Genomic DNA, 26,811 nt, shown 5'->3' with positions numbered 1-26,811 from the left:
ATGCCTCAATCTGACAAATGCGGACCGCCGGCGACGTGAGCAGCGTCGGGTTCGGTCTCGGCCTTGGCGCGTGCCCGGAAGCGTTCATAGCAATCCAGCCCGCAGAAGTGCTCGACGTATTCCGCGCCTTCCGGGGTGAAGGCGGCATCGAGCGGAATCTCCTTGCAGCACACGCAGCAGGTAGCGGTGGACGGTTGGTTGGCGTTCATGATGGCGCTGCTCCTTTGGCTGACGAAGCAGGTGAACTCATCCGCCGGCATCGGCCTGGCGAACAGAAAGCCCTGTACCGCGTCGCAGCCCAGTTTCCGTAACTGCACGAAAGTGGCGTGCGTTTCCACCCCCTCGGCCACGACGTCCATGCCGAGACCGTGCGCGAGTTGGATCACGCTGCCGACGATGGTCCGGTCGCGGGTGTCATCCGCGAGGCCCGCAACGAACGATTGGTCGATCTTGAGCGTGGTGATCGGGCAGCATTTCAGGTGGCGCAGGCAGGAATAGCCCGTGCCGAAATCGTCGGCGGCAAAGCGCACGCCGATGGCGCGCAGCGAGTCGAAGACCGGAAAGGTGGCCGGATCGCCGAACGCGACCGATTCGGTCAACTCGATTTCCAGGTACTCGGCGGGCAGACCGGCATCGGTCAGTGCTTGTCTCACCTGCTCGCCGAATGCCGGCCCGACCTGGCTTGCGGATACATTGACGGCCAATCGGAACGGCCGCCAATTCAACGCCAGCCAGCGCTGCATCTGACGGCAGGCTTCACCCAGCACCCACGCGCCGATTTCGGACATCAGCCCGGACGATTCGGCCAGTGGCAGGAACGCGCCCGGCGGCAGCAGGCCAAGGCTCGGGTGCCGCCAGCGCAACAGCGCTTCCGCGCCGGCAATTCGGCCGCGGCGCAGTTCGACGATGGGCTGGTAGTGCAGCTCAAGTTGCCGGTGCTCGGCCGCCTGGGCCAGTTGCGCCGCCGTCCAGCCATCCGGCTCGTAAGCGCTCATGATCTTCCCTTGAACGCCCGCATCGCCCGCGCCAGGGACAGGACAAACAAGCCGGTCAAGCCGAGCGCCGCAATGCCCCAATGCTCGCCGAGGAACGCCCCGGCGGTGGTGCCGGCGAGCACAACGGCGAGAATCGGCAAATGGCAGGGACAGGTGAGCACGGCAAGCGCACCCCACAGGTAGCCGGTAAGCGGCTTGCGTGTCTCGAGGGAAACTCGCTCCGAACTGTTCATGCCGAAATCTCCGACGTGCTGTGCGCCAGTTCGGTCAACTGCGCGTCGAGCTTCGCCAGCGCCTGGCGTCGGCGCTCGACCTGCTGGCACAGGTCGGCCAGACGCGCCGACGCCTCATCGCCGTCAGCGGCGTCCAGCGCCCGGCACAACCGCGTCAGCAGGTCGAGGCCGATGCCTGCCTCCAGGGCGGCCCGCACGAAGCACAACCGCTGCAAGGCCTCCGCATCGAACAAGCCATAGCCGCCGGCGGTGCGCGCCACCGGCCGCAACAATCCACGCACCATGTAATCCCGCACGACATGCACGCTCACCCCTGCGTCATCAGCCAGTCGGGACACCGTGTAGGCGTTCATCGAACACCTCCTGTTCCTCACCCGGCGCAGCAGGACAGCTGCTTCACGTCCTTGTTGAACGTCTGCGCCGCGAGCTTCAACCCTTCAACCATCGTCAGGTACGGGAACAACTGCTCGGCCAGTTCCTGTACCGTCATGCGATTGCGGATGGCGAGCACTGCGGTCTGGATCAGTTCGCCCGCTTCCGGCGCCACCGCCTGTACACCGATGAGCCGTCCGCTACCTTCCTCGATGACCAGCTTGATGAAGCCGCGCGTGTCGAAGTTGGCGAGCGCGCGCGGCACGTTGTCGAGGGTGAGCAGGCGGCTGTCGGTCTCGATGCCGTCGTGGTGCGCCTCCGCCTCGCTGTAGCCCACCGTCGCCACTTGCGGGTCGGTGAACACCACGGCTGGCATCGCGGTCAGGTCGAGGGCCGCGTCACCGCCAGTCATGTTGATCGCGGCACGGGTGCCCGCCGCGGCCGCCACATAGACGAACTGCGGCTGGTCGGTGCAGTCGCCGGCGGCGTAAATGTGCGGGTTACTCGTGCGCATGCCCTTGTCGATGACGATGGCGCCCTGCGCATTGAAGGTGACGCCTGCCGCTTCGAGGTTCAGGCCGCGTGTGTTCGGTGCGCGGCCGGTGGCGACCAGCAGCTTGTCGGCGGCAATGATGCCGTGCCCGGTGGTCAGTACGAATTCCCTGTCCGCATAAGCGACGTGGCTCGCCTGGGTATGCTCCAGCACCTCGATGCCCTCGGCACGGAAGGCGGCGGTGACGGCCTCGCCGATGGCCGGGTCTTCGCGGAAGAACAGCGTGTTGCGCGCCAGGATCGTGACCTGGCTGCCCAGCCGGGCGAAGGCCTGTGCCAGTTCGACGGCCACCACCGACGAGCCGATCACGGCGAGCCGCTCGGGGATGCTGTCGCTCACCAGTGCCTCCGTTGATGTCCAGTACGGCGTGTCCTTCAGCCCGGGGATCGGCGGCACGGCCGCACTGGCGCCGGTGGCGACCAGGCAGCGGTCGAACGCCACCACGCGCTCGCCACCTTCGACCAGGCGCACGGTCAGGGTGTGTTCGTTCTTGAAACTGGCCTCTCCGCGCAGCACGGTGATGGACGGATTGCCGTCCAGGATGCTCTCGTACTTGGCGTGGCGCAGTTCATCGACGCGCGCCTGCTGCTGGGCCAACAATCGCTCGCGCAGGATCGCCGGCGGGGCGGCTTTGATGCCGCCATCGAACGGGCTTTCCCGGCGCAAATGGGCGATGTGGGCGGCGCGGATCATGATCTTGGACGGCACGCAGCCGACATTGACGCAGGTGCCGCCGATGGTGCCGCGCTCGATCAACGTGACCCGCGCGCCTTGCTCGATGGCCTTCAGCGCCGCCGCCATCGCGGCACCGCCGCTGCCGATGACAGCGATATGTAAACCACCCCCATCGCCCCCCGCCTTGTCGCCACTGCCCAGCCACTCGCGCATCTTGCCGAGCAACCCGCTGCCCATCGCGGCGGGCGGCGCATCGGCGAGCGCGGCCCGGTAGCCAGCTGCTGCGACTGCCGAGACGAGCATCGTCGGATCAAGCGCCGGCTCCCCGCTCACACGGGCCAAGGCGTCAGGGTACGACACCTCCGCCTTATGAACACCGGGCACGGTGAGAAGCACCTTCTCGACGTGGTTTGCGCAGGAATCGCAAGTCATCCCGGTGACGTGCAGAACACGGCCATTCATTTCATACCCCCTTCTTCTGGTTCAGTCCGATTTCAACTTCGCAGCAGACCGCTTCCGCCCGCCGGCGACGCCAGGCGTAGATCGTGATACCAACAAAAATGACGAGGGCCGGGATCAGCACGTAATCAAGCCACCCAACCCAGGCGGACAGACCCAGGACGCCGAGCAAAATCACGAGAACGGGCGTCGCGCAGCACACTGCGGCGATCACCGAACCGGCGATACCGGTCTTGAGCAAGGTCCGGTTATCCATGACTTACTTCTTGAGGCCGGAGGGATAGCCGGCGTCGGCGGTGGCCTTGGTGAGAGCTTGGACGTTGGTCTTCGTATCGTCGAAGGTGACGACGGCCTCGAGCTTCTCGAAGCTCACCGCGGTCTTGCTCACGCCTTCGACCTTGGAGAGCGCTTTCTTGACCGTGATCGGGCAGGCGGCGCAAGTCATGCCGGGCACCGACAGCGTGACAGTCTGCGTGGCGGCCCACACCGGGGCAGCAACGGCGACGAGGACGAGGGAGGCAAACAGCTTTTTCATGGCGAACTCCTGATCAGTAGAAAAATGGCACGACGAAGGGAAAGGCGAGCGCGACCAGAACCAGCGCGACCACGATCCAGAACATGAGCTTGTAGCTGCCCCGCACCTGTGGAATCGCGCACACCTCCCCCCGCTTGCAGGCTTGCACCGGGCGGAAGATGCGCCGGTAAGCAAAGAACAGCGCCACCAGCGCCGCGCCGATGAAGATCGGGCGGTACGGCTCCAGCACAGTCAGGTTGCCGATCCAGGCGCCGGAAAAGCCGAGCGCGACCAACACGAGGGGGCCGAGGCAGCAGGTCGAGGCGAGGATGGCCGCGACACCGCTGGTGGCCAGCGCGCCACGACCGGTCTTGGGTTCCGACATAAAGCTTCTCCTTCCGGGTCTTTGCTTGATGTTGTAACGTTACTGCCGTAGTCAACTACGGAGTCAAGCGGTATGGAGAACGATCTGGAGAATCTGACCATCGGCGCCTTCGGCAAGGCGGCCGGGGTCAATGTGGAGACGATCCGGTTCTATCAGCACAAGGGCTTGCTGCCCGAGCCGGCGCGGCCCTATGGCAGCATCCGCCGCTATGGCAGGGCCGATGTAGCACGGGTGAAGTTCGTGAAATCAGCCCAGCGGTTGGGGTTCAGCCTGGATGAGATCGCCGAGCTGCTGCGGCTGGAGGATGGCACCCACTGCGACGAAGCCAGCCGCCTGGCCGAGCACAAGCTCCAGGACGTGCGCGCCAAGCTGGCCGACCTGGCTCGCATGGAAATCGTCTTGTCCGAGCTTGTGTGTGCCTGCCATGCACGGAAGGGGAACGTGTCTTGCCCGCTGATTGCGTCGCTGCAAGGGGAGAAAGAACCTTGCAATGTTGGTAGCCGAGAGGCGGCTACCCTTTAACGTACGTTTTTTTCCGTTTTCTGAGACGACCCCTTAAAGGGCACCTTCGGACCTTAGCGTACGATTTTTCCCGTTTCGTGAGCTGACCCCGTAAAGGTAGCCCTGCTGCAGGCTGATGCCCATGTCGGCCAGGCAGCGCGCCTCGCCGAGGGTTTCGACGCCCTCGGCGATCAGCGTGCACGGCAGTTCGGCCGCGAGCCGGATCAGGTTGCGCACGATTAACTGACGCCGGCGATCCTGATCGATGTTGCGGGTCAGGTTCATGTCGAGCTTCAGCGTATCGGGCTGAAAATGCGTCAGCAGGTTGAGTCCGGCATAGCCGGCGCCGAAGTCGTCGATCGCCGTACCGAAGCCGATCGCGCGGTATTCCTCGACGATGCGCCGAAGATGGCCGTCGTTGCGCACCTCCTCGACCTCGGTGATCTCGAACTGCAGACGGTCGAGCGGGAAGCCCACCCGGTTCGCCGCCTCGATGGTGGCGTGAATGCAGGCACGTGGCTCATAGACGGCGTTGGGCAGGAAGTTGATGCTCAGCCTCGAGGACAGCCCGAGCTGGTGTGCGAGCTCGATGGCGCGGGTGCGGCAGCGCTGGTCGAACTGGTAGCGGTTGTCGTCGTTCACCCGCGACAGCACGCTGGCCGCGCCTTCGCCATTGGCGCCCCGTACCAGCGCCTCCCAGCCCCATACCGCCCCCGTGCCGAGGTCGACGATGGGCTGAAAGGCCATGCTGAAGTCGAATGGCAGGGGTTCGAGCGTACGACAGCGGTCGCAGGCGGGTGCCTCGGCGGCTGAATTCGCCGGGTGCAGCGGGATCAGCGTTTGCATGGTCGGCGCAGCCTTGGGGAAAAGAGGGTGCGCGACAATATGGGGCGTACGCAGCACGGGTCAAGGAGGAAAATCACGATCCGACCGGAGAGCCATGCGCAGTGTGCAAACGCGGGCTCAGCCCAGGCTCATGCGCAGCCTGCCGATGTCCGGAATGTGGATGGTGCGGCCCTCGACCTCGATCAGGCCGGCGCCGGTGAGCTCGTGCAGGATGCGCGAGAAGTGCTCCTGGGTGAGGTTGAGCCGCGAGGCGATGGTGCCCTTGCTGGTGGGTAGCCGGATCGACACTCGACCCACGGCGACGCCTTCGCCCTCGCGCTCTTCCTCGCGCAGCAGGTAGCCGATGATGCGCTCGCGACCCGAGCGCAAGGAGTAGCTCTCGACGTCGGCCATCAACTGGTGCAGGCGCTGCGCCAGGCCGGCGATGATCTTGCGGCAGAACGTCGGGTCGCCGGCCATCTCGTCGAAGAACACCTGTTTGCCGATATGCAGCAGGCTGGCATCGGTCAGCGCCTGTGCCATCACCACATAGGGCTTGTCCATGAACATCACCGCCTCGCCGAAGCTCTGCCCGGGATGCAGGATGTCGACCACCTTTTCGTTGCCCTCGGCCGAAGTGAAGGCGAGCTTGATCTGGCCGCTGAGGATGAGGTGAAAACCGTGGCAGGTGTCGCCGCGATGGAACAGGATGTCGCCACGGGCGGCCTTGAGTTCGCGTACGCCACGCGCGAAGCGGGCGATTTCGTGGCAGCCGAGGCCGTTGAACAGCGAAGCCTGGCCGAGAAGTCGGCACAGGCGCTCGAGTTCCGGGGTGGCGGACTCGCCGGACGTGTCGTCACGCAGCGCTTGGGCGCAGGGAAGGTCTCGGTGGTTCATGGCGTCACCGGGTGAGCTGGGCATAGAACATGGGCAGGCGGGCGGGCAGTTCGTCGGGCTGGCGAATGACGGCAAAGCCGGCCGGGCCGAACAGGTGGGGCAGGTAGCTCGCCCCCTCGCGATCGATGGTCACGCAGAAGGGCACGATGCCACGGCCACGGGCCTCGACGATCGCGACCCGGGTGTCCTCGATGCCGTAACGGCCATCGTAGAGATCGAGGTCGTTGGGCTTGCCGTCGGACAGGATGAGCAGGATGCGACGGGCCGCCGACTGCTTGTCGAGGATGCTGGTGGCGTGGCGGATGGCCGCGCCCAGGCGCGTATAGTAGCCGGGCTTGATCGCCATGATGCGGCCGCGGGCGCGGTCGTCGAAGCGCTGGTCGAAGTCCTTCAGGCGATGAAAGCGCACGTTGCTGCGTTTGACCGACGAGAAGCCGCACAGCGCGAAGCGGTCCCCGGTGGCCATCAGGGCCTCGCCGAACAGCAGCAGGGAGTCGCGGATGACGTCGATGACGCGCGCCTCGGACGACACCCAGGCGTCGGTCGACAGCGACAGGTCGGCCAGGGCGAGGCAGGCGAGATCGCGCTCGCGCTTTTCCAGCGACAGATAGAGCTGGTCGGAGGGGTGGTGGCCGCTGGCGCGGTCGGTGGCGGCACGCACCACCGCATCGACGTCGAGTTCGCTGCCATCGCCCTGCGCCTTCAACCAGCGGCGGCCCGGCGTGAGCGCGGCGAACTGGCGGTGGAGGCGGCGCGCGGTACGCCGCAGCGGCTCGGGCAGCGGGCAGGGCGCGGCACGCGGATCATGGGCGGCGGCGCTCAGCTCGATCAGACGCACGTGGTCCTCGCGCAGCAGGTTCTTGCGGTAGTCCCATTCGGGCAGCGGGATGCCTTCGCCCAGCACGACGTCGTCCTCGGCGGCCGAGGGCAGGTCGAGGTCGAAGCGTACCTTGGAGGCGACGCGCTCGTTGTCGCGCGTGATCGACAGGTGCTCGAGGTTAGCCGCGGCGTCTGCAGCGTTGTCGTCAGGATCGTCGTCCGTGCTGCGCTTGACCTTGATGAACTCCGCCACCGACAACAGGCTTTCGGCGCGGAAGGGGATGATCATGCCGTGCTTCTCGGGCGCATTCTCCTGGCGCTCGACGCGGTGGGCCTGCTCGCTGGCGTCGCGTCCGGGACGGCTGTTGCCGCCCTCGGCGGCTTCGGCGCCGCTGCCGCTACCGGTGAGGCCGCTGACGTCCTTGCTGCGGAAGTCGCTCAGCCACAGCAGCACCGGCTGCGCGGGCTTGGCCTTGAGGGGTAGGGCGGGGAGCGCCGCGACACTGCCAGGGGCATGCATCGCCTGGCGCAGCAGGGTCTCGCGCTCCGCCTCGGCCGGTGGCAGCTTGGAGGGCGGGCGGCGTTGGGCGATGACGGCATCGACCAGGCGCCGATAGCGCGCCTCGATCCCCGGCCAACGCTTGAGCGCGCGCAGCGTGGCGCGCTGGTTCTCGCGCAGCTCGCGGCTGGCTTCCACGTCGATCTGGCCCTGGGGCGGGGGAGGCAGCGCAGCGTCGACCGCGGCATCGGTGTCGGCGTCGCCGTCGGCATGGCCGGCGGCGAGCGCGGCCAGCCACAGGTAGAGATCGCGGTTCAGGCTGCGCTCGGGCAGCGCATCGATCTCCGGTGGCAGGCGCAGGGTGGAGATGTCCATGCGACCGCGGGCGAGGCGTTCGTCGGCGCCGGCCAGGCGTTGCAGCAGGCTGCGCCGAGCCCCATGGGCATCGGCCGTGGCGGCGGCGACACGCAGGCCGGGGTCGCCGCCGAGGGCGCGAAAGAACACGCCCGCGACCTTTTCGATGTCCTTGAGCCTGACCGCGGCCTTGGGAAAGTGGCCGCCCGCGGCGCGGGTGATCAGGCGGTGCCACAGCAGGCCGACGGACTCTTCCATGGTTCAGCGTTCCTTGAGCGCGCGGAAACCCGCTTCGTTCTGCCGTGCCGCCTCGTCGGCGACCCAGCTCAGCAGCGCGCCCTGCGGGTTGTCGCGCTGGGTTTCGCCGCAGGCGTCGATGCATCGGCGGCACTGCGTGCAGGTGAACATGTGGCGTTTGATGTTGCGCGGGCGCAGCCGCATCGGGCACACGGCGTCGCAGGCGGACTGGCGATCGGGCAGGCAGCTCGCGCAGTCGCTGGCGCGTTCGCGCTTGAAGCCGACCACCATGGCGTCCTTGTTGCCCATCCAGGCCAGGCTCTGGAACAGGCCAACGGCACACACGAAGCGGCAGAAGAGGTGGCGGGCGAAGAGGAATTCGAGGCTCAGCACCACGGTCGCTGCGGTGATGAAGATGAACTGGTTGCGGGTCAGTTCGCCGGCGAACAGGTTGCCGTAGACCTCGGCCGGCGGCAGCAGGTAGGTGAGCAGCACGACCGCCCACAGGAAGGCGAAGGCCACCGCCGCGGGCACGACGATGCCCCACCAGCGTGCGTCGGTGCGGGCCGGGGTGCCGTCGGGCTTCCACGCCGGCAGGCGGTGCTTCTCCCACACCGTGGGCTTGCCCGAGGCACGCGCCATGAGCTTGTTGATGGTTTCCACCACCGAGAAGTGCGGGCAGAGCCAGCCGCAATACATCCGGCCCCACTTCCAGGCCACCCAAAGCACCGCGGCTGCGACCGCCAGCAGGGGGACGAACAGGCGCAGGATGATGTTGCCCGCGGCCTCGAGGGCGCTCGCCTGGCCGGCGAGGAAGGGATCGAGCCCGAGCCGCCACTCCATGCCGAGCAGCCAGGCGTGGTCTGCATCGAGGTCGTAGCGGAACAGGTCGAACACCGGTGCCAGCACGAACAGCGCGAAGAATCCGACCTGAAAGGCCAGGCGCAGACGCTGGCGCGAGCGCGGCGCCTGCGCCTGCCCTGCGGCCGGAACGCGGGCGATGGGGATCACGCGGCGTGTGGACGCGGGCGCTGCCATGACGTGTTCCTGTCCCCTCACGCCGGTTCGCGCGGCCCGAAAACCGGATAGCGCCAGCTGCGACCGTTGATGGCGCGCGACAGGCCCATCACCCCGAGCAGGATCAGGCTGGCATGGACCACGGTGAAATAGAGCACGCCGATGACCCAGGTCCACGGGTTGTCGAGGCCGCCGAGGAGGAAGATGGACACGCTGATGATCACCAGCAGCAGTCCGCCCCAGATGCAGGTCCAGCCGGTCTGGCGCAGGTGGTTGCGCACCAGCGGGTCGGCGTGGTCGTGATGTTTGGCCCACAGGACCATCAGCGCGAGGAAGGCGAGGCCGGGCAACAGCATCAGGTTGATCAGGAACAGCGCCTCGGCGGCCACCGCGAGCTGCGGACCGGGCATGATGTGCTTGAGGGGGTCTGGGCGTTCGATGTTCATGAATTCTTTATAGCGCGCCGGTGCCGGATTAGCGTCCGAAGGTGGCGGCGACCACCTCCATCAGCCCCTCGGCGATGTCGGCGTCGTCGGTCAGGCTCTCGACGATGCCCACCCGGCAGGCCGCCACCGGGTCCATGCCGTCCTTGATCAGCAACGCGGCGTAGACGAGCAGCCGGGTGCTCGCCGACTCCTCCAGGTCGCGATCCTTGAGTGAGCGCAGGGCGCCGCCGATCGCGACCAGGCGCCGCGCCAGGTCGGGCGGGCAGGCGGTCTCGCCGATCAGGATGGCCTCTTCCTGCGCGGCACGCGGAAAGTCGAAGCGCACGCTGATGAAGCGCTGCCGGGTGGAGGGCTTCATGCCCTTGAGCAGGTTCTGGTAACCGGGGTTGTAGGACACCACCAGCATGAAGCTGGGTGGGGCCTCGAGCACCTCGCCGGTGCGGTCGATGGGGAGGATGCGACGGTCGTCCGCCAGGGGGTGGAGCACGACGGTGGTGTCCTTGCGCGCCTCGACCACTTCGTCGAGGTAGCAGATGCCGCCCTCGCGCACCGCACGCGTCAGCGGGCCGTCGCACCACAGGGTGCGCCCGTCGCCGATCAGGTGGCGGCCGACGAGGTCGGCTGCGGTCAGGTCGTCGTGGCAGGCGACGGTAAACAGCGGCAGGCCGAGGCGGGCCGCCATGTGGGCGACGAAGCGCGTCTTGCCGCAGCCGGTCGGGCCCTTGATGAGCAGGGGCAGGCGGTTCTTCCAGGCGTGCTCGAAGACCTCGACTTCGTCGCCGGCGGGTTGATAGAAGGGGATGTCGAGGTTGGGCGTGTCCGGCTTCATTGTGCGAGTCCTTTGATGTAGGCGATGGCGATGACGACCCACACCAGGATCATCCAGCCCATGGTGAGGGCGCGCCACAACAGGGGCGCGTGGCGCAGGGCCATGAAGTCGAGAATGATCACCGCGCCCTTCCAGAACGAGATCGTCGCCAGTGCGGCGATGGCCCAGGTTCCGGTGGCGCCGATCATGCCCATGCCCCAGGTGAGCAGGGTGGCGGCGATCAGCGTGATCCACAGCCAGGTGGCGCGCCGGGGCGTGCCGTGCATCTGGACGTCCATGTCCGGCTCCTCAGTGAATGACGTAGACCAGCGGGAAGAGAATCAGCCACACCAGATCCACCATGTGCCAGTAGGCGGCGCCGGTCTCGAGGCCGTTCATGTCTCCCGGCCCGTAACGGCCCTGGCGGGCGCCGTTCCACATCGCCACCAGGATCACCAGCCCGAGGATGACGTGCATGAAGTGAAAGAAGGTCAGCGACAGGTAGAACATGTGGAAGGGGCTGCTCGACAGGCTGATGTCGTGCGCGAATGCGGCGGCATACTCGCCCAGCTTGACGACGATGAAACCCAGCCCGGTGAGGATGGCCCCCAGCAGCCAGTTCGCGGCGGCGCGCGAGGCGCGCAGCTCGGCCGCCTGGACCGCCCGCACCACGAAGTAGCTGGCGGTCAGCAGCAGGATGGTGTTGAGTGCGCCGGCGTTGCGGTCGAGCGCCGCCTGCTCGGCATTGAACAGCTCGATGTTGTTCGCCCGCGTGAAGGCGTAGGCGGCGAAGAACACGCCGAAGGCCAGCAGTTCGGCCAGGATGAAGAACCAGATGGCCAGGTCGCCCGCCAGCCGCGGACCGCTGGCTGGGGCGGGGGTGCTCGTGGGGGCGACCGGAAGGGAGGTGCTTGTCGTTTCCATGCGCGGCAGTCTAGGCAAGCACGCATGGTTTGAACTTGATCGTGGTTAATTGGTGTCCGGTGCCGCCGGGTTGGGGTGTCCACCGGCGAGCCAGTGGCGGGTGACATCGGCCATGCGGCTGGCAAAGCCCCACTCGTTGTCGAACCAGATCATCAGATTGACCATGCGCGGCCCGATGGCGCGCGTCTGTCCGCCATCGACAATGGCCGAGTGCGGATCGTGGTTGAAGTCGATCGAGGCGTGCGCTTCGTCGGAATAGGCGATCAGCCGGGCGTAGCAGCCCTGGGCCGCGCTGCGCAGCAGATGGTTGATGTCGCCGGCGGTGACGTCGCGCGTCAGGGTCAGCACCATGTCGATCGCCGACACGTTGTGGGTCGGCACGCGGATGGCCTTGGCCTGCACGCGGCCGGCGAGCGCCGGCAACAGGCGCTCCACGCCGCGCGCCAGCCCGGTCGACACCGGAATGATCGACTGCATGGCCGAGCGCGTGCGGCGCAGGTCGGTGTGATGGTAGCCGTCGATGAGCGGCTGATCGTTCATCGCCGAATGCAGCGTGGTGAGCAGGACCCGCTCGATGCCGATCTCGCGCTGCAGCAGGTCGAGCACCGGGACCACGGCGTTGGTGGTGCAGGAGGCGTTCGACACCAGACCCTCGCTGCCGCGCAGCTCATGGTGGTTGATGCCATACACGATGGTGGCGTCGACATCTTCGGCACCATTGCCCGGATGCGACAGCAGCAGGCGGGGGCAGCCGGCGTCGAGAAAGCGCTGCAGGTCGGCGCGGCTGCCGTACTGGCCGGAGCATTCCACCACCAGATCGAGCTCGAGCGCACCCCAGTCGACCGTCTCCGGGCTGCGCGCATGCGTTACCAGGATCGCTCGGCCATCCACCAGAAGCGTGTCTTCGGTGCTGTCCACCGTTCCCGGAAAGCGACCGTGGGTCGAATCGAAGCGGGTGAGGTAGGCGATGCTCGCCAGATCGGCCGGCTCGTTGATGGCGACGACGCGGAACTGCTCGCTGAGGCCGGCCTCGTGCAAGGCGCGCAGATAGCAGCGGCCGATGCGGCCATAGCCGTTGATGGCAATGCGGAAACCGGGTGTGGCGGTGGACAAGGCAGGGGCGGTTGCGGACACGGCGGACTCTTGCAGGGCGAAAGCCGGCGGCAGGGCCGGCGTACGCGGGGAAGGCGCATTCTAGCGTTTCGCGTGCCCAAGGCCGACGCCAGCACAAAAAAAAGGGGCGGCTCGCGCCGCCCCAACCCCTTCCCCTGGATCGCCCAGGAGTTGCTACTACTGCACCTGCTGCATGTCAGGCCTTGACGCCCTTCGCTTCGCCCTTGATGAAGAAGCTGGCGAGGTAGGTCAGCAGGCCGATGAAGAACATCACCCCCGCCCATTCACGCATCCAGTAGAACAGCATCAGCTGGTCCTGGGTCGCCATGAAGGACATCGGCGTGTCGGAGACGCGCTGCAGCCAGACTTGCAGGATGCCGGCGGCGGTCAGGAACAGCGTGATGAACACCATCGCGATGGTCATCAGCCAGAACGACCACATCTCCACCACCTGGGCCTTGGTGTCGTTGGCAGCACGACCGCGCAGGATCGGCATGGCGTAGCTGATGATGGTGATCACGACCATCACATAGGCGCCGTAGAAGGCCATGTGACCGTGGGCGGCGGTGATCTGCGAGCCGTGGGTGAAGTAGTTCACCGGGGCCAGGGTGTGCAGGAAGCCCCACACGCCGGCGCCGAGGAAGGCCATCACGCCGGTACCGAGTGCCCACAGTACGGCAGCCTTGTTCGGATGCTCGCGGCGGCGGCGGTTCACCATGTTGAAGGCGAACACGGTCATGGCGAAGAACGGGATCGGCTCCAGCGCGGAGAAGATCGAACCCCACCACTGCCAGTACTCCGGCGTACCGATCCAGAAGTAGTGGTGACCGGTACCGATGATGCCGGTGACCAGCGCCAGGGTGATGATCACGTACAGCCACTTCTCGATCACTTCGCGGTCGACACCGGTGACCTTGATCAGCACGAAGGCGAGCAGCGCGGCCATGATCAGTTCCCACACGCCTTCCACCCAGAGGTGCACCACCCACCACCAGTAGAACTTGTCGCGAACGAGGTTGACCGGGTTGTAGAAGGAGAACAGGAAGAAGATCGCCAGACCCCACAGGCCCAACAGCAGCACGATGCTGATGACGGTCTTGCGGCCCTTCAGCACGGTCATGGTGATGTTGAACAGGAAGGCCAGGGCGACGACGACGATGCCGATCTTCGTCAGCAGGGGCTGCTCGAGGAACTCGCGGCCCATGGTGGCGAGGATGTCGTTACCCGTTGCCGAGGCAAGCGTGGCGTAGTCCACCAGCAGGTAGCCGAGAATGGTGGCCGCACCGGCGACGAGGAAGACCCAGAACAGGATCAGCGCCAGCTTCGGGCTGTACAGTTCGGTCTCGGTCTCTTCAGGTACCAGGTAGTAGGCCGCCCCCATGAAGCCGAACAGCAGCCACACGATCAGCAGGTTGGTATGCACCATGCGGGCGACGTTGAACGGGATTTCCGGGAACAGGAAGTCGCCGACGACGTACTGCATGCCCAGGATCAGGCCGAATATGATTTGCCCTACGAATAGTCCGATCGCCGCAATGAAGTAGGGCATGGCGACCGCTTGTGATTTGTATTGCATCTGTGATCCCCTTGTGGTCTCCAGGTTTCCGGTCAACCTTCGATGTTGGGCGGCCAGTTGGCAGTGTTGATGCCCGCCGTGTACTTGAAGAAGGCCACGAGCTGGTCGAGCTCTTCATCGGTGAGGTGGAAGTTCGGCATCTGGCGACGGCCCGGGGCGCCCGTGGGCTGGGACATCATCCACGCCTTGATGAAATCCGGGCCGCGGCGGGTGTAGACGTTGCCGAGTTCCGGGGCGAAGTAGGCGCCTTCACCCAGCAGGGTGTGGCAGCCGAGACAGTTGCGTGTTTCCCAGATGTGCTTGCCGGCAGCGACTTCAGGTGTGATGTTCTGCCGGTTGTCGCGATTCGGGAGTTCGCGTTCGGTGTCAAAGGTGAGCGCCAGGAACAGGAGGAAGAAGAACACCGTTCCCCCGTAGAAGATGTTCCGCGCCATGGATTTTGTGAAGATGCCGCTCATGGAGTACTCCTCATCGCTTGTCTCGTTTTGTCCGGATAGGTGGCAGGTTGGCTGGGTGGTTCAGGGGGTGAAGCTACCCACGGCGGTGCCGATGGTGGGCGCATTGTCCGAGTCGCGCCGGATGGGCTCCATGATTTGAATCAAGATTGTCCGGGCCGACGGCCTGCAAGGCGCGAACTGGCGTGCTTTCACGCTGTCGTTGAGGGAGCGAGGGCCGCCGCGGGCTTGCAAGCGGCATGGCCGTGGGCCCTCCTGAACAGGAACGGATCAATGAACGAGCGCTTCAGCACCCATGCTCTGCGCATGGGAGTGGGTATCCTGGCGGTGGTGGTGGCGCCGTGTGCGCTGGCCGGCGACTGGATTGCGGTCGACATCGGCCATACCCTCGAGGCGCCGGGGGCCATCAGCGCGCGTGGGCGCAGCGAGTTCGAGTTCAACCGCGACCTGGCCCGCGTGCTGGTGCACACGCTGCGCGCGCGCGGCATGCACGCCGAGCTGATCAATGCCGGCGGCCGCATCGACAGCCTGCAGGCGCGGCCGCGGGCGGCGCAGGGCGCGCGCCTGCTGCTGTCGATCCATCACGACTCGGTCAATGCCTTCGAGCTGCGGCCGTGGGAATGGGAGGGCCGCATGCTCGACTACAACGACGCGTTTGCCGGGCACTCGCTATTCGTGTCGCGCGACAACCCGCAGACGGCGCAGAGCATCCTGTGTGCGCGAGTGATCGGCGCCCGCCTGCAGCGCATGGGCTTCGAGCCCACGCACAAGAACGGGCGGCGCCGTGCCTATGCCGATTTCGAGCATGCGGTGCATTACTTCGACGGTCTTGCGGTGCTGCGCCACGCGACGATGCCGGCGGTGCTGTTCGAGGCGGGGGTGCTCAAGAACCGCGACGAGGAACTGCTGCTGCGCGACCCCGCGCGTCAGGCGCGCATGGCCGACGGCATTGCGACCGCGCTCGCGGCCTGCCTCGACCATGGCCTGCCCGCCGACGACGAGGCGGCGGCCGATCGCCCGGATGCCGTCGATACGCGCCCCGTCGAAGGCACGCACGGAGGCTGACGCACATCGTGCGAGCGGGCTCTCCGCCGTCCGGCGGGAGCCCTTTCGAATCGTCGCCCCGGGGGGAGTCAGCGCTGGTTGGGCAGGCGCGAGGACACACCCTGGACGAAATAGTCCATCCGGCCGAGCGTCGCATCGTCCATCACCGCGCCGGCCGCAAGGCGCTCGCTGCCCGCCTGGTCGATGACCGGGCCGGTGAAGGGGTGGAAGCTGCCGTCGCGGATCCTGTCCTCGAGCGCGCGCACCTCGGCCTGCAGGTCCGCGGGAATGGCCGGATTCAAGGGCGCGAGCTTGATCATGCCGTCCTTGATGCCGCCCCACACGTTTTCGGGCTTCCAGGTACCGGCCAGCACCTCGTTGACGGTGCGGGTATAGAACTCGCCCCAGTGGTGGGTGGTGGCGGTGAGCTGCGCCCTGGGGCCGTACTTCGCCATGTCGGAGTGATAGCCGAAGGCATGGACGCCACGCTCCTCGGCCGCCTGTACGGTGGCGGTGGAGTCGGTGTGATGAGTGACCATGTCCGCACCCTGCGAGATCAGCGTCATCGCGGCTTCGCGCTCCTTGCCCGGGTCGTACCAGCTGTTGACCCAGATCACGCGCACCTCGACGTTCGGGTTGACGCTGCGTGCGCCCATCGTGAATGCGTTGATGCCCTGCAGCACCTCGGGGATCGGGAAGGCGCCGACGTAGCCGAGCACGTTCGACTTGCTCATCTTGCCGGCGATCACGCCATTGAGGTAACGCCCTTCGTAGAAGCGCGCGTTGTAGGGCGCGAAGTTCCTGGCCGACTTGTAGCCGGTGGCGTGGAGGAAGGTGACGTTGGGAAACTGGCGGGCGACGCGCTCGACGTAGTTCATGTAGCCGAAGCTGGTCGCGAAGACGATCTTGCTGCCGCTGGCGGCAAACTCGCGGATCACGCGCTCGGCGTCGGCGCCCTCGGCCACGCTTTCGACGAAGCGGGTCTCGACCTTGTCGCCGAGCGCGGCCTGCATCTGCTTGCGGCCCTCGTCGTGCTGGTAGGTCCAGCCCGCATCGCCGATCGGACTCACATAGACGAAACCGATCTTGGTCGGCGCCTGCGCCGCGGCGCTGAACGGCAGGGTGGCCGCCACGGCGAGCGCGGCGGCAGACAGCATGAACTGGCGACGGGGCTTCATCGAGACTCTCCTGGACGATTCACGAGGTGTGGATGGCGGAAATTGTAACGCCGGGACCCTGCGGTCAGCCTGGCTGGTCAGCCGTGGCGCGCACGCATTCGCGCACCAGTGCTGGACCACGATAGATCAGCCCGCTGTAGAGCTGCACCAGCACGGCGCCGGCCTGCAGCTTGGCCCGGGCATCGGCCCCCTCGAGCACGCCGCCGGCGGCGATGATGGGCAGCTCGCCGCCAAGGGCCTGGGCCAGCTGGCGGACCACGGTGGTCGAGGCTTCGAGCACGGGCGCACCCGATAGCCCGCCTTGCTCGTTGCCGTGGCGCAAGCCCTGCACCTTGTCGCGTGCGATCGTGGTGTTGGTGGCGATCACGCCGTCGATGCGGTGGCGGCGCAGCGCGTCGGCAATGTTGATGACCTGCGGTTCGTCGAGATCGGGCGCGATCTTGAGGGTGAGCGGCACGTAGCGCCCGTACGTGTCGGCAAGCCGCGTCTGCGCCGCCTTGAGGCGCCCGAGCAGGTCGTCGAGTTCGGATTCGCCCTGCAGCTGGCGCAGGTTCTTGGTGTTGGGCGAGGAGATGTTGACCGTGACGTAGCTCGCCAGCGGGTAAACCTTGTCGAGGCAGGCGAGATAGTCGTCGGCGGCGCGCTCGATCGGGGTGTCGAAGTTCTTGCCGATGTTGATGCCGAGAATGCCGCGGTACTTGGCCGCCCTGACATGGGCGATGAGGACATCGACACCGTGATTGTTGAAGCCCATGCGGTTGATGATGGCGCGCGCCTCGGGCAGGCGGAACATGCGTGGCCGCGGGTTGCCCGGCTGCGCGCGCGGCGTGATGGTGCCGATTTCGATGAAGCCGAAGCCCATATGGGCTAGCCCGTCGATCGCCTCCCCGTTCTTGTCGAGCCCTGCGGCAAGGCCGATGCGGTTGGGAAAGGTGAGGCCCATCACCTCCACCGGCGTGGCGGGGGCGGGCTTGGCGGGCGGCAGCAGCTTGCCGGCGTAATGCAGGGCGTGGAGCGCGAGTTCGTGGGCGTCTTCGGGATCGAGCGAAAACAGCAGCGGGCGGGCGATGTCGTAGAGCATCGGCGGATTGTAGCGATTCGCCGTGCATGCGGCGAGGCGCGCCGTTCAGCCCGGCGGCCGGAACGGCTGCCACTCGCCGTCGCGCAGGATTTCGAGTGCACCAAAGCGCGACTTGTAGGCCATCTTCGGGCTCTCGGCGATCCAGTAGCCGAGATAGACGTGGGCCAGATCCAGCCGGCGACAGGCGTCAATCTGCCACAGGATGCCGTAGGTGCCGAGGGCGCTGCGGGGCAGTTCGGGCTCGTAGAAGGTGTACACGCTCGACAGGCCGTCCGACAGGCGGTCGATCACGCTGACCATGCGCAACACGCCATCCTCGCGGAATTCGACCAGGCGGGTGTCGACATGGCTCTGGAGCAGGAAGTGGCTGTATTGCTCGCGGTTGTCGAGGTCCATGCCGCCGCCCGAGTGGCGCGCCGCCTGGTAGCGCTGATAGAGCAGGTAATGCTCTTCGAAGAACTCGAGCGGACGCTCTCCCGCCTGGAGTACCGCGTGCTTGGTCCACGCGCGGCGTTGACTGCGATCGGGGCGGAAGGCGTCCACGGCGATACGCACCGGCACGCAGGCATGGCAGTGGTCGCAGTAGGGACGGTAGGTGAACACCCCGCTGCGACGAAAGCCGCGGCGCACGAGCTCGCTGTAGACCTGCGGGTCGATCAGATGCCCCGGCGTGGCGACCTGTGAACGGGCGCTGCGATCGGGCAGGTAGGAGCAGGCGTAGGGCGCCGTCGCATAGAACTGGATCAGCGCGTAGGGGTAGTCCTTTTGCATCGCGTGGTCTAGGCGGCTCGGGGTGTGTTCAGGTCCAGTCGAACGAGCTTGCTGCATCGGCCGCCCAGCGTTGAGCGGGCGGCCCCTCGTCCACCCACCTTGCCAGGGCCCGCGAGAACGCTGCGCGCGGCATCTCGCACGCACCCATGGACTGCAGGTGAGACGTCGTCATCTGGCAATCGATCATGCCATAAGCGCGTTCGGCAAGCAGGCGGGCGAGATGCGCAAGAGCGACCTTGGAAGCGTCGGTCTCGCGCGAGAACATCGACTCGCCGAAGAACACCCGCCCGATCGCGATGCCGTACAAGCCGCCCACCAGGCGGTCCTCGCGCCAGCATTCGACACTGTGCGCATGACCCAGTTCATGCATGCGCAAGTAGGCGGCCTGCATGGCCGGGGTGATCCACGTCCCGTTGGCCGGCGGTCGCGGCGCGGCACAGCCACGCAGCACCTGGGCAAAGGCGCTGTCCACCCGCACATCGAAGCGCCGGCGGCGCAGGGTCTTGCGCAGCGAATGGCTGATGTGGACATCGTGGGGCAGCAGCACCAGGCGTGGATCGGGGCTCCACCACAGGATCGGCTCACCGGCGCTGAACCAGGGAAAAATGCCCCGCCGATAGGCCGCGAGCAGCCATTCCGGCGAGAGCTCGCCGCCTGCCGCGAGCAGGCCGTTGGGTTCGGCCAGTGCGCAATCCACCGGCGGAAAGGCCGGTTCCTCGCCCAGCCAGGGGATCATGCCGCCACGGCTTCCGGGTGGGCGGCGAGGTTCAGCCCGGTGCTCTCGTCCTGGAAGGTCACCACATGATCGACCCCGAGGCGGATGCCGATGCGCTCGCCGATGGCGTGGTTGTGGTGGCTCGGCACCAGCGACAGCACCCGGGAGCCACTGCTCAGGCGAAGGGTATAGAGGATCTCGGCGCCGCGAAACGCCTTGTGCACGACCTCCGCCTTCAAGGCGCTGGCATCGTCGTGCACGATGTCGTCCGGGCGCAGCAACACGTCGACATCGCTGCCATGGGTGCAGCCGCCGCAGTCGTCGCCGCACACCAGCGGCACCGCGCTGTTGAGAATGCCGAGCTCGACCCGCACCTGGCGGTCGTTGAGCACGCGGCCGCGCAGGAAGACGCCCTGGCCGATGAAATCGGCGACGAAGCGGTTGATCGGCCGGTGATAGAGGTTGTAGGGCGTGTCCCATTGCTGGATGCGGCCCTCGTACATGATCCCGATCTCGTCCGCGACCGCGAAGGCCTCGTGCTGGTCGTGCGTGACCAGGATCGCGGTGGTGTTGGTGGCCTTGATGATGTCCCGCACCTCGTAGGACAGGCGTTCGCGCAGGTCGACGTCGAGATTCGAGAACGGCTCGTCGAGCAGCAGCAGGCTCGGCCTCGGCGCCAGCGCGCGGGCCAGCGCGACGCGCTGCTGCTGGCCACCGGACATCTCGTGCGGGTACTTCGCGCCGTGCTCGCGCAGGCCGACCAGGCCCAGCAATTCCTCCACCCGGTGGCGCTTGCTTGCGGTGCTCTCACCGCGCAGGCCGAAGGCGATATTGTCGGCGACCGAAAGGTGCGGAAACAGCGCGTAGTCCTGGAACACCATGCCGATGCGGCGGCGCTCGGGCGGTACGCTGTGGCTCGGCGTGCCGACGGTGACGCCATCGAGCTGGATCGCGCCCGCCGTCAGGCGCTCGAAGCCGGCAATGCAGCGCAACACCGTCGTCTTGCCGCAGCCCGACGGACCCAGCAGGCAGCCGATGCGGCCCTTTTCCAGTCGCAGCGACAGCTTGCGCACGATCATGTGCTTGCCGAAGGCGAGATCGATGTCATCGAGTTGGAGGTGGGACATGGGGCGGGCCTGTGCGCGGGTTTTTTTGCTCGGATGATTATTGCACCGGGGCGTTCCAAATGCGATCAATTATAATTCTGCTCCACGAGCGGGCGCGCCATCTGCAGCACCCCATGACAACGGACAAATGATGAAGGGTACGGGAGGGCAGGGCAGGGCACGACTGCACTGGTCGACGCTGACACTGACGGCGGTGCTCATCGCTGCCTTGATTGCCGCACCGGTGCTGTCGGTGTTTTCCAACGTGTTCATCGGCGGCACCAGCGAGACCTGGTCACACCTCGCCGACACCGTGCTGGGCGAGTTCGTCTTCAACACCGTGGTGCTGTGCATCGGGGTGGGGCTGGGCGTGTCATCCATCGGTGTCACCTCGGCCTGGCTGACCACGATGCTGGACTTTCCCGGGCGGCGCTTCTTCGAATGGGCGCTGGTCTTGCCGCTGGCGATGCCCGCCTATGTGATGGCCTACGTCTACACCGACTTCCTGCAGTTCGTGGGCCCGGTGCAGAGCTGGTTGCGCGAAACTTTCGAATGGCGGCGGGGCGACTACTGGTTCCCGGACGTGCGCAGCGTCGGTGGTTCGGTGGCGATGTTCATGTTCGTGCTCTATCCCTATGTGTACATGATCGCGCGTACCGCCTTTCTCGAGCGCGCGGGCGGGATGCTCGAAGCCGGACGCTCGCTCGGCCTCGGGCCCTGGGGTTCGTTCTTCCGCGTGTCGCTGCCGCTCGCGCGGCCGGCGGTGGTGGCCGGCACGGCGCTGGCCCTGATGGAGACGCTGGCCGATTTCGGCACCGTGTCCTACTTCGGGGTGCAGACCTTCACCACGGGCATCTATCGGGCCTGGTTCTCGCTCGGCGACCGCATCGCTGCGGCGCAGCTGTCGGCCGCCTTGCTGAGCTTCGTGATCCTGGTGCTGACCCTCGAACGCATCTCGCGCGGGCGTGCCCGTTTCAACAACACCTCGCGCCAGCAGATCCTGCCGGTACGCCTGCGCCTGCCGCTACCGCTGGGTCTGCTCGCCGCATTTGCCTGTTTCATGCCGCTGCTGCTGGGTTTCCTGCTGCCTGCCGGATTGCTGTTGCAGATGGCTTTCGCCGAGGGCGATGCGCAGTTCGGTCCGCGCTTCCTGCAGCTTGCGCGCAACAGCTTCGTGCTGGCAGCGGTCACGGCGCTGATCGCGGTGCTGCTCGCAGTGCTGCTCGCCTATGCGGCGCGGCTGGCCCGCTCGCGCCTGCCGCAGGCGCTCAACCGGGTGGTGGGGCTGGGCTATGCGGTGCCGGGCTCGGTGATCGCGGTCGGCGTGCTGATTCCGCTCACCCGCCTCGACAACTGGCTCGCACAGTCCTGGGAGACGGCGTTCGGCAGCAATCCCGGCCTCATCCTGACCGGCGGCATCGCCGCCCTGGTCTATGCCTATCTCGCGCGCTTTCTGGCGGTGGCGCTGCAGGCGGTGGACTCCAGCCTGGGCAAGATCACGCCCAGCATGGACGACGCCTCGCGCAGCCTCGGCTTCGGCAAGTGGGCGACGTTGGCGCGGGTGCACATGCCCATGCTCAGGGGCAGTCTGCTCACCGCCGGTCTGCTGGTCTTCGTGGACGTGATGAAGGAGCTGCCCGCCACGCTGGTGATCCGGCCCTTCAATTTCGACACCCTGGCCACCCAGGCCCACACCCTGGCCGCAGACGAACGCCTCGCCGAGGCGTCCACGGCGGCGCTGATCATCGTCGCCGTCGGCCTGTTGCCGATGTTCCTGATCTCGCGCCAGATCCTGCGCGTCAGGCGCAAGTAGGCGTGCCGCGATCAGGCCCTGCGGCGGGCGTGAGAATTGCCTCAGGACGGCGCTGAAGCCACGCTATGTGGTGATCCGGATGAGGGATAATCGCGTCCGTGCGCACGCAGCCATCCCCCGCCCCGGAGGCCATCTTGTCTCCCATGCTCTCGAATCGACCGCTGCAATGGGCGATCGGATTGAGCGTCGTCTTTCTGCTCAGCGGCCTGTTGCCGCCCCTGCCCCTGTTCTCGGCGCCCGAGCACTATCTGGCGCTCCATACCGCGCTCGAATTCTTCTCGATCGCGGTGGCGGGCATGGTGTTCGCGCTGGGCTGGAACCTGCGCCGCATGATCGCCGGAGGGCGGCTGGTGTGGCTGGGGGCGGTGTTCCTGGCGGTTGGCCTGATCGACCTCGGCCATACGCTGTCCTACCAGGGCATGCCGGTGTTCGTGACGCCGAACGATGCCGACAAGGCGATCCAGTTCTGGCTCATGGCGCGCCTGGTGATGGCGGTGGGCCTGATGGTGTTCGCCTTCATGCCGCAGGAACGCTGGTCGGGTGCGCGGGCGAAGGGCGTGACCACGGCCGCCTTGGCGCTGGCGCTGCTGTGGACCTGGGTCGTGCTCGCGCACCAGGATCGCCTGCCGCGAACCTTCATCGACGGGCAGGGAATGACCGAGTTCAAGGTCCGGGCGGAGTACCTGCTCGCCGGCCTCTTTGTGCTTGCGGCCGTGCTGCTCGCGCGGCGTGCGCGTCAGGAGCACAACGCGTCCCTGCTGTGGCTCGCGGCAGCGGCCTGGGTGCTCGCGCTCGCCGAATTGTTTTTCACGCGCTACGTCGAGGTGAGCGACTTCTTCAATGTCGCGGGTCATGCGTACAAGCTGGCGGCCTGCGCGATGGTCTATCGTGCAGTCTTCGTGTCGGGGGTGCGCGAGCCGCAGGCGCAGCTTGCCCGCGAGCGGGCGCTGCTGCGCGGCTTGATCGATTCGGTGCCCGACCTGATCGCCTTCAAGGATCCCGATGGGCGCTACCTGGGCTGCAACAAGGCCTTCGCACAGGCCTACGGCGTGAGCGAAGCGCAGGTCCTCGGCCGGCGTGACGGCGAAGTCTTCGCTGGCCGCCGCGGGCTGGCCGGCGCCGAGCGCGATGTCGAGGTGGTGCGCGCGCCGGCGCATCATGAGGAATGGCTTGAAGGCCCGGACGGGGCCTTGCGCCTGTTCGACACCTTGCGCACCCCCTACCGCGACGAGGAAGGCGAATGCCTCGGCGAGATCCGTGTCAGCCGCGATTTCACCGAACGGCGCAAGGTGCGCGAGCAGATCGCCGAGCGCGAACGTCGCCTGATGCGCGCGCTAGAGGGTGCGGAACTCGGCTTGTGGGACTGGGACGTGCCTGGTGGCAAGTCGCTGTTCAGCCCGACCTGGTGTCGCATGCTCGGTTACGAGGTCGATGAGCTGCCGCCGATCGCAGCGACCTGGGAGGGCCTGGTGCATCCGGACGACTGGCGCGACATCCGCGACGCCCTCGAGCCCCATCTGCGCGGTGAGACCGATGCCTACCGGGCCGAGTATCGGCTAAAGCATCGCGACGGGCGCTGGATCTGGATCCTGGCGGCGGGACGGGTGCTGGAACGCGGCGAGGGGGACGAGCCGCTGCGCGTGGTGGGCATCCATCAGGACATCTCGCAACGCAAGGCGATGGAGGAGAGCCTGCTCCAGCTCGCCACCAGCGATCCGCTGACCGGCCTGTGGAACCGGCGCCACTTCACCGAGATGGTGCGTGGCGAGCTCGGACGGGTACGCCGCCAGCAGTCGCAGGCGGCCTTGCTGCTGCTCGACCTGGATTTCTTCAAGCGCATCAATGACACCTACGGCCATGCGGCCGGCGACGAGGTGCTGCGGCATTTCGTGCTTGTGGTCAATGCGCAGTTGCGCGAGGCGGATGTCTTCGCTCGCATGGGGGGCGAGGAGTTCGCCGTGCTGCTGCCGTGCATCGATGCGCTCGGTGCGATGCGTGTGGCCGAGCGCCTGCGGCGTGTGGTGGCGGATACGCCAGCCCGTTTCGAGGCCCGACCGCTCGCATTCTCGGTGAGCATCGGCGCCGCCATGCTGCACGCGGACGACGAGGGCTACGAGGAGGCCTATGCGCGGGCGGACCAGGCGCTCTATGCGGCCAAGCACGGCGGGCGCAATCGGGTCGTGCTGGCGCCCGGACGCGACACCGCCCCGGCATCGGGCGATGCCGGGGCGGTGAGCGGTGGAGCCTGAGTCGCTGCTCGAAGCAGCGCGCGCCTTGCTTAGCGGAAGCCGGCGCGGTCGAAGATGCGCTGTGCTTCGGCGACGGTGGCCGCCAGTTCGCCGATCGGGAGGGTGTCGGCCTTGAACTCACCCAGCGCGTTCAATGCTGGGTTATCCACCTTGAGCGTGCTGACCACCGGCCACTCGTTGTTGCCATTGGCGAAGTAGGCCTGTGCATCGTCCGAGGCCAGATACTCGAGGAACTTGACCGCCGCTTCCTTGTTCGGGGCGTGCTTGAGCATGCCGGCGCCCGAGACGTTGATGTGGGTGCCCCAGCTGTTCTGGTTGGGCCACACGGCCTTGACGTTGGACACCACCTGCTTGTCTTCAGCGCGCTCGGAGTTCATCAGGCGCGCAAGATAGTAGCTGTTGGCGATGGCCACGCCGCATTCGCCCGCGGCGACCGAGCGGATCTGGTCGGTGTCGCCTCCCTTGGGCGCACGCGCAAAGTTGGCGACGATGCCGCGGGCCCAGTTTTCCGTCGCTTCCGCGCCATTGTGCTTGATCATCGCCGCGCCCAGCGACAGGTTGTAAGGGTGGCTGCCCGAGCGGGTGCACACCTGGCCCTTCAGGGCGGGGTCGGCAAGCTGCTCGTAGGTCTGTACCTGCTCGGCCTTCACCAGGCTGGGGTTGTAGACGATGACGCGCGCGCGGGTGGAGTACGAGAACCAGTTCTCGGCACGCAGGTGGGCGGGGATGCGGGCCTCGAGTTCGGCCGACTTCACCGGTGCGAAGATGCCAAGCTCGTCGGCCTTGGCCAGGCGCGAGGCATCCACGGTGATCAGGATGTCGGCCGGGCTGTTTGCGCCCTCGGTGCGGATGCGCTCGAGCAGTTCGTCTTCCTTTGCCTCGATGCGGTTGATCTTGATGCCGGTCTGCTGCGTGAAATTGCCGTAGAGCTGTTCATCGGTCTGGTAGTGGCGCGCCGAGTAGATGTTGAGTTCGGCAGCGTTTGCGCTTGCGGCGATGCTGAGGGCAGAGACCAGTGTGGCAAGGACGACTTTCTGCATGATGGATAAGGGCCTGTGAGGGTTGTGTGGGGAGTGCGCGGATCATAACGATAAAGATTCGCAGTTGCAAATGACTCGTATTTTGTTCACTATGAATGCGAATAGTTCGCAATAAGGAGTCTTGCATGGATGCACTGCTGGTCGGTGCCGATCGTCTCGGCAATATCCCGGACGTCCTGGGTGGCTTCGGGATCCGCATTGCCGCGCACGTCAGTGGCCGTGACACAAGCCATCAGCGCCGCTCCACCGCGCTGCCGAGCGGCATTGGGATGGTCATCCTGTTTACCGATTTCCTCGGCCACAACGTCATGCAGCGTTTCCGCGAGGCGGCCAGTCGTGAGGGCGTGATGTTCGTGTGCTGCCGGCGCTCGACCTGCGCCTTGCAGCAGGCCCTGGACAAACGGCTCGACAGGCGGCCTTGCAGCGAATGTCCGCGCCGGGCTCGAGGCGGACGTTGAGCGGCCTTTGCCATGGACTGCGGACGAAAAAAAGCCCCGCGCATTGGCAGGGCGTGGCGACCGGGGGGCAGGTCCGGTGTGCGTTGCGCGTTTTCGGTCGCGATCAGCGCAGCGCGCTCAGGGCTGCGCCATTTCCGACCATGCTCGTGTCGTCGACCAGCCGGCGAGCGCCGTTGAAGCGCTGGGCCCAGTAACGCGTGGCGATGCTTTCGACGCGGACCTTGCCACCACTGGAGGGGGCGTGGACGAACTTGCCGTCTCCGAGGTAGATGCCGACGTGGGAGAAGGTGCGCCGCATGGTGTTGAAGAACACGAGGTCGCCGGGCTTGAGCTCCTGCCGACCGATATTGTCGCCGAGCTTGGCCATTTCGCGCGCGGTACGGGGCAGGTCTAGGCCGACGGCGTTGCGAAACACGTTGAGCACCAGTCCGCTGCAGTCCAGCCCGGTCTCGGGCGAGGTGCCGCCGAAGCGATAGCGGATGCCGAGGTAGGACAAGGCCTCATCGACAAGCTGCTCTGCAGCATTGGCGTACTCGTCGAAGGCCGAGCGCTCCGTCTTCACCTGCGGCAGGGGCTTGGCCGTTTCCACCGCCTGGGCGGCAAGTGGCGAAAACACCAGCGTCAACAGCAGGAAGAGGGCGGGGCGGCGCAAAAACATTCGGCGGAATATACGCAGGCGAATGGAACTTGTAAACAGGA

At 66.5% G+C, this 26,811-nt stretch carries 30 protein-coding genes; 5 read left to right on the top strand and 25 right to left on the bottom strand.

All coding sequences use genetic code 11. From position 1 onward, the window contains the following. Positions 1 to 5: 5 nt before the first annotated feature. The 7 genes from PLC66_RS15130 to merT are packed head-to-tail and all read right to left on the bottom strand — an operon-like array spanning position 6 to position 4,186. Positions 6 to 995, bottom strand: coding sequence for a DUF3330 domain-containing protein (locus PLC66_RS15130; RefSeq protein WP_346765748.1), 990 nt, complete (start codon positions 993 to 995; stop codon positions 6 to 8). After that, positions 992 to 1,228, bottom strand: a complete 237-nt coding sequence (gene merE / locus PLC66_RS15125; RefSeq protein ID WP_153167266.1) for a broad-spectrum mercury transporter MerE — start codon at positions 1,226 to 1,228, stop codon at positions 992 to 994. The genes PLC66_RS15130 and merE overlap by 4 nt, the downstream gene beginning before the upstream one ends. Then, positions 1,225 to 1,581, bottom strand: a complete 357-nt coding sequence (gene merD / locus PLC66_RS15120; protein WP_276660339.1) for a mercury resistance co-regulator MerD — start codon at positions 1,579 to 1,581, stop codon at positions 1,225 to 1,227. The genes merE and merD overlap by 4 nt, the downstream gene beginning before the upstream one ends. A 17-nt stretch (positions 1,582 to 1,598) precedes the next feature. Next, positions 1,599 to 3,290, bottom strand: a complete 1,692-nt coding sequence (merA, locus tag PLC66_RS15115) for a mercury(II) reductase (protein WP_323030436.1) — start codon at positions 3,288 to 3,290, stop codon at positions 1,599 to 1,601. A 1-nt stretch (position 3,291) separates the two neighbouring features. Next, the gene (gene merF / locus PLC66_RS15110) at positions 3,292 to 3,543 is read right to left on the bottom strand and encodes a mercury resistance system transport protein MerF (RefSeq protein WP_276660333.1); all 252 of its coding nucleotides are present in this window, start codon (positions 3,541 to 3,543) and stop codon (positions 3,292 to 3,294) included. 3 nt (positions 3,544 to 3,546) lie between these two features. After that, positions 3,547 to 3,822 (bottom strand): mercury resistance system periplasmic binding protein MerP, encoded by a 276-nt coding sequence (gene merP / locus PLC66_RS15105; protein ID WP_153167269.1) that lies wholly within the window; start codon positions 3,820 to 3,822, stop codon positions 3,547 to 3,549. Positions 3,823 to 3,835: 13 nt separating this feature from the next. Further along, on the bottom strand, positions 3,836 to 4,186 hold the full coding sequence (gene merT, locus PLC66_RS15100) for a mercuric ion transporter MerT (RefSeq protein ID WP_276660329.1): 351 nt from the start codon (positions 4,184 to 4,186) through the stop codon (positions 3,836 to 3,838). Between the two features lie 72 nt (positions 4,187 to 4,258). Between merT and merR the strand changes: the two genes are divergently transcribed. Then, positions 4,259 to 4,708: a mercury resistance transcriptional regulator MerR gene (gene merR, locus PLC66_RS15095; protein WP_324541848.1), complete on the top strand. Its 450-nt coding sequence runs from the start codon at positions 4,259 to 4,261 to the stop codon at positions 4,706 to 4,708. Positions 4,709 to 4,741: 33 nt separating this feature from the next. Here merR and PLC66_RS15090 read toward each other — a convergent pair whose 3' ends face one another. From PLC66_RS15090 to PLC66_RS15040, 11 genes are all read right to left on the bottom strand, one after another. Next, the gene (locus PLC66_RS15090; protein ID WP_324541846.1) at positions 4,742 to 5,533 is read right to left on the bottom strand and encodes an EAL domain-containing protein; all 792 of its coding nucleotides are present in this window, start codon (positions 5,531 to 5,533) and stop codon (positions 4,742 to 4,744) included. 117 nt (positions 5,534 to 5,650) lie between these two features. Beyond that, positions 5,651 to 6,409 (bottom strand): Crp/Fnr family transcriptional regulator, encoded by a 759-nt coding sequence (locus PLC66_RS15085; protein ID WP_324541844.1) that lies wholly within the window; start codon positions 6,407 to 6,409, stop codon positions 5,651 to 5,653. Positions 6,410 to 6,413: 4 nt separating this feature from the next. Then, entirely contained in the window at positions 6,414 to 8,339 is a 1,926-nt protein-coding gene (locus tag PLC66_RS15080) for a nitric oxide reductase activation protein NorD (protein ID WP_324541842.1), read from the bottom strand. A 3-nt stretch (positions 8,340 to 8,342) separates the two neighbouring features. Continuing rightward, entirely contained in the window at positions 8,343 to 9,356 is a 1,014-nt protein-coding gene (locus tag PLC66_RS15075) for a 4Fe-4S binding protein (RefSeq protein WP_324541840.1), read from the bottom strand. 17 nt (positions 9,357 to 9,373) lie between these two features. Then, on the bottom strand, positions 9,374 to 9,781 hold the full coding sequence (locus PLC66_RS15070) for a magnetosome magnetite crystal formation protein family (RefSeq protein ID WP_324541838.1): 408 nt from the start codon (positions 9,779 to 9,781) through the stop codon (positions 9,374 to 9,376). Positions 9,782 to 9,809: 28 nt separating this feature from the next. Next, positions 9,810 to 10,610: a CbbQ/NirQ/NorQ/GpvN family protein gene (locus PLC66_RS15065; protein ID WP_324541836.1), complete on the bottom strand. Its 801-nt coding sequence runs from the start codon at positions 10,608 to 10,610 to the stop codon at positions 9,810 to 9,812. Further along, positions 10,607 to 10,888: a cytochrome C oxidase subunit IV family protein gene (locus PLC66_RS15060; protein WP_324541835.1), complete on the bottom strand. Its 282-nt coding sequence runs from the start codon at positions 10,886 to 10,888 to the stop codon at positions 10,607 to 10,609. Before PLC66_RS15060 ends, PLC66_RS15065 begins: the two co-directional genes overlap by 4 nt. A 10-nt stretch (positions 10,889 to 10,898) precedes the next feature. Then, positions 10,899 to 11,513, bottom strand: coding sequence for a cytochrome c oxidase subunit 3 family protein (locus PLC66_RS15055; RefSeq protein ID WP_324541833.1), 615 nt, complete (start codon positions 11,511 to 11,513; stop codon positions 10,899 to 10,901). A 45-nt stretch (positions 11,514 to 11,558) separates the two neighbouring features. Further along, on the bottom strand, positions 11,559 to 12,647 hold the full coding sequence (locus tag PLC66_RS15050) for a type I glyceraldehyde-3-phosphate dehydrogenase (protein WP_324541831.1): 1,089 nt from the start codon (positions 12,645 to 12,647) through the stop codon (positions 11,559 to 11,561). 175 nt (positions 12,648 to 12,822) lie between these two features. Further along, on the bottom strand, positions 12,823 to 14,202 hold the full coding sequence (locus PLC66_RS15045) for a cbb3-type cytochrome c oxidase subunit I (protein WP_324541829.1): 1,380 nt from the start codon (positions 14,200 to 14,202) through the stop codon (positions 12,823 to 12,825). Positions 14,203 to 14,234: 32 nt separating this feature from the next. Further along, positions 14,235 to 14,660: a c-type cytochrome gene (locus tag PLC66_RS15040; protein ID WP_324541827.1), complete on the bottom strand. Its 426-nt coding sequence runs from the start codon at positions 14,658 to 14,660 to the stop codon at positions 14,235 to 14,237. 270 nt (positions 14,661 to 14,930) lie between these two features. Between PLC66_RS15040 and PLC66_RS15035 the strand changes: the two genes are divergently transcribed. Beyond that, positions 14,931 to 15,722 (top strand): N-acetylmuramoyl-L-alanine amidase family protein, encoded by a 792-nt coding sequence (locus tag PLC66_RS15035; protein ID WP_324541825.1) that lies wholly within the window; start codon positions 14,931 to 14,933, stop codon positions 15,720 to 15,722. Between the two features lie 68 nt (positions 15,723 to 15,790). Here the strand turns inward: PLC66_RS15035 and PLC66_RS15030 are convergent, their stop codons facing one another. The 5 genes from PLC66_RS15030 to PLC66_RS15010 all read right to left on the bottom strand — a co-directional run bounded on the left by PLC66_RS15030 (position 15,791) and on the right by PLC66_RS15010 (position 20,573). After that, positions 15,791 to 16,879: a BMP family ABC transporter substrate-binding protein gene (locus tag PLC66_RS15030; protein ID WP_324541823.1), complete on the bottom strand. Its 1,089-nt coding sequence runs from the start codon at positions 16,877 to 16,879 to the stop codon at positions 15,791 to 15,793. 64 nt (positions 16,880 to 16,943) lie between these two features. Continuing rightward, positions 16,944 to 17,960, bottom strand: a complete 1,017-nt coding sequence (locus PLC66_RS15025; protein WP_324541821.1) for a quinone-dependent dihydroorotate dehydrogenase — start codon at positions 17,958 to 17,960, stop codon at positions 16,944 to 16,946. Positions 17,961 to 18,005: 45 nt separating this feature from the next. Beyond that, a complete protein-coding gene (locus PLC66_RS15020) occupies positions 18,006 to 18,731 on the bottom strand; it encodes an arginyltransferase (RefSeq protein WP_324541819.1) in 726 nt (241 codons plus the stop codon). A gap of 28 nt (positions 18,732 to 18,759) precedes the next feature. Continuing rightward, complete coding sequence (gene aat, locus PLC66_RS15015; RefSeq protein WP_324541817.1) at positions 18,760 to 19,467, bottom strand: leucyl/phenylalanyl-tRNA--protein transferase; 708 nt, start codon at positions 19,465 to 19,467, stop codon at positions 18,760 to 18,762. Continuing rightward, positions 19,464 to 20,573, bottom strand: coding sequence for an ABC transporter ATP-binding protein (locus PLC66_RS15010; RefSeq protein WP_324541815.1), 1,110 nt, complete (start codon positions 20,571 to 20,573; stop codon positions 19,464 to 19,466). Before PLC66_RS15010 ends, aat begins: the two co-directional genes overlap by 4 nt. A 130-nt stretch (positions 20,574 to 20,703) precedes the next feature. On the opposite strand from PLC66_RS15010, the gene PLC66_RS15005 reads away from it, so the two are divergent. Together PLC66_RS15005 and PLC66_RS15000 are read left to right on the top strand one after the other, a co-directional pair. Continuing rightward, entirely contained in the window at positions 20,704 to 22,365 is a 1,662-nt protein-coding gene (locus tag PLC66_RS15005; protein WP_324541857.1) for an ABC transporter permease, read from the top strand. 143 nt (positions 22,366 to 22,508) lie between these two features. Continuing rightward, a complete protein-coding gene (locus PLC66_RS15000) occupies positions 22,509 to 24,614 on the top strand; it encodes a sensor domain-containing diguanylate cyclase (RefSeq protein ID WP_324541856.1) in 2,106 nt (701 codons plus the stop codon). Positions 24,615 to 24,643: 29 nt separating this feature from the next. On the opposite strand, the gene PLC66_RS14995 is transcribed toward PLC66_RS15000, so the two are convergent. Further along, positions 24,644 to 25,654, bottom strand: a complete 1,011-nt coding sequence (locus tag PLC66_RS14995) for a Fe(3+) ABC transporter substrate-binding protein (RefSeq protein ID WP_324541813.1) — start codon at positions 25,652 to 25,654, stop codon at positions 24,644 to 24,646. Between the two features lie 125 nt (positions 25,655 to 25,779). Here PLC66_RS14995 and PLC66_RS14990 point away from each other — a divergent pair, with 125 nt between their 5' ends. Beyond that, positions 25,780 to 26,112, top strand: coding sequence for a DUF2325 domain-containing protein (locus tag PLC66_RS14990; RefSeq protein ID WP_324541811.1), 333 nt, complete (start codon positions 25,780 to 25,782; stop codon positions 26,110 to 26,112). Between the two features lie 103 nt (positions 26,113 to 26,215). Here PLC66_RS14990 and PLC66_RS14985 read toward each other — a convergent pair whose 3' ends face one another. Beyond that, entirely contained in the window at positions 26,216 to 26,770 is a 555-nt protein-coding gene (locus PLC66_RS14985; protein WP_324541809.1) for a C40 family peptidase, read from the bottom strand. Positions 26,771 to 26,811 lie beyond the last annotated feature (41 nt).

This window comes from Thauera sp., assembly GCF_035444905.1.
In the GTDB taxonomy this organism is placed as follows: Bacteria; Pseudomonadota; Gammaproteobacteria; order Burkholderiales; family Rhodocyclaceae; genus Thauera.
Note: the sequence above shows the minus strand (reverse complement) of the source record. Positions and strands in the feature narration are given on the sequence as shown.

Coding starts and splice junctions, on each gene's coding strand:
- PLC66_RS15090 (WP_324541846.1), bottom strand. CDS start 5,533: ATGCAAACGCTGATCCCGCTGCACCCGGCGAATTCAGCCGCCGAGGCA.
- merT (WP_276660329.1), bottom strand. CDS start 4,186: ATGTCGGAACCCAAGACCGGTCGTGGCGCGCTGGCCACCAGCGGTGTC.
- PLC66_RS15010 (WP_324541815.1), bottom strand. CDS start 20,573: ATGTCCCACCTCCAACTCGATGACATCGATCTCGCCTTCGGCAAGCAC.
- PLC66_RS15000 (WP_324541856.1), top strand. CDS start 22,509: ATGCTCTCGAATCGACCGCTGCAATGGGCGATCGGATTGAGCGTCGTC.
- PLC66_RS15040 (WP_324541827.1), bottom strand. CDS start 14,660: ATGAGCGGCATCTTCACAAAATCCATGGCGCGGAACATCTTCTACGGG.
- merE (WP_153167266.1), bottom strand. CDS start 1,228: ATGAACAGTTCGGAGCGAGTTTCCCTCGAGACACGCAAGCCGCTTACC.
- PLC66_RS15020 (WP_324541819.1), bottom strand. CDS start 18,731: ATGCAAAAGGACTACCCCTACGCGCTGATCCAGTTCTATGCGACGGCG.
- PLC66_RS15065 (WP_324541836.1), bottom strand. CDS start 10,610: ATGAAGCCGGACACGCCCAACCTCGACATCCCCTTCTATCAACCCGCC.
- PLC66_RS15060 (WP_324541835.1), bottom strand. CDS start 10,888: ATGGACGTCCAGATGCACGGCACGCCCCGGCGCGCCACCTGGCTGTGG.
- PLC66_RS15085 (WP_324541844.1), bottom strand. CDS start 6,409: ATGAACCACCGAGACCTTCCCTGCGCCCAAGCGCTGCGTGACGACACG.
- PLC66_RS15005 (WP_324541857.1), top strand. CDS start 20,704: ATGAAGGGTACGGGAGGGCAGGGCAGGGCACGACTGCACTGGTCGACG.
- PLC66_RS15030 (WP_324541823.1), bottom strand. CDS start 16,879: ATGAAGCCCCGTCGCCAGTTCATGCTGTCTGCCGCCGCGCTCGCCGTG.
- PLC66_RS14990 (WP_324541811.1), top strand. CDS start 25,780: ATGGATGCACTGCTGGTCGGTGCCGATCGTCTCGGCAATATCCCGGAC.
- PLC66_RS14985 (WP_324541809.1), bottom strand. CDS start 26,770: ATGTTTTTGCGCCGCCCCGCCCTCTTCCTGCTGTTGACGCTGGTGTTT.
- merA (WP_323030436.1), bottom strand. CDS start 3,290: ATGAATGGCCGTGTTCTGCACGTCACCGGGATGACTTGCGATTCCTGC.
- PLC66_RS15055 (WP_324541833.1), bottom strand. CDS start 11,513: ATGGAAACGACAAGCACCTCCCTTCCGGTCGCCCCCACGAGCACCCCC.
- PLC66_RS15035 (WP_324541825.1), top strand. CDS start 14,931: ATGAACGAGCGCTTCAGCACCCATGCTCTGCGCATGGGAGTGGGTATC.
- merP (WP_153167269.1), bottom strand. CDS start 3,822: ATGAAAAAGCTGTTTGCCTCCCTCGTCCTCGTCGCCGTTGCTGCCCCG.
- PLC66_RS15025 (WP_324541821.1), bottom strand. CDS start 17,960: ATGCTCTACGACATCGCCCGCCCGCTGCTGTTTTCGCTCGATCCCGAA.
- merR (WP_324541848.1), top strand. CDS start 4,259: ATGGAGAACGATCTGGAGAATCTGACCATCGGCGCCTTCGGCAAGGCG.
- PLC66_RS15045 (WP_324541829.1), bottom strand. CDS start 14,202: ATGCAATACAAATCACAAGCGGTCGCCATGCCCTACTTCATTGCGGCG.
- merF (WP_276660333.1), bottom strand. CDS start 3,543: ATGGATAACCGGACCTTGCTCAAGACCGGTATCGCCGGTTCGGTGATC.
- PLC66_RS15080 (WP_324541842.1), bottom strand. CDS start 8,339: ATGGAAGAGTCCGTCGGCCTGCTGTGGCACCGCCTGATCACCCGCGCC.
- PLC66_RS14995 (WP_324541813.1), bottom strand. CDS start 25,654: ATGCAGAAAGTCGTCCTTGCCACACTGGTCTCTGCCCTCAGCATCGCC.
- merD (WP_276660339.1), bottom strand. CDS start 1,581: ATGAACGCCTACACGGTGTCCCGACTGGCTGATGACGCAGGGGTGAGC.
- PLC66_RS15075 (WP_324541840.1), bottom strand. CDS start 9,356: ATGGCAGCGCCCGCGTCCACACGCCGCGTGATCCCCATCGCCCGCGTT.
- aat (WP_324541817.1), bottom strand. CDS start 19,467: ATGATCCCCTGGCTGGGCGAGGAACCGGCCTTTCCGCCGGTGGATTGC.
- PLC66_RS15070 (WP_324541838.1), bottom strand. CDS start 9,781: ATGAACATCGAACGCCCAGACCCCCTCAAGCACATCATGCCCGGTCCG.
- PLC66_RS15130 (WP_346765748.1), bottom strand. CDS start 995: ATGAGCGCTTACGAGCCGGATGGCTGGACGGCGGCGCAACTGGCCCAG.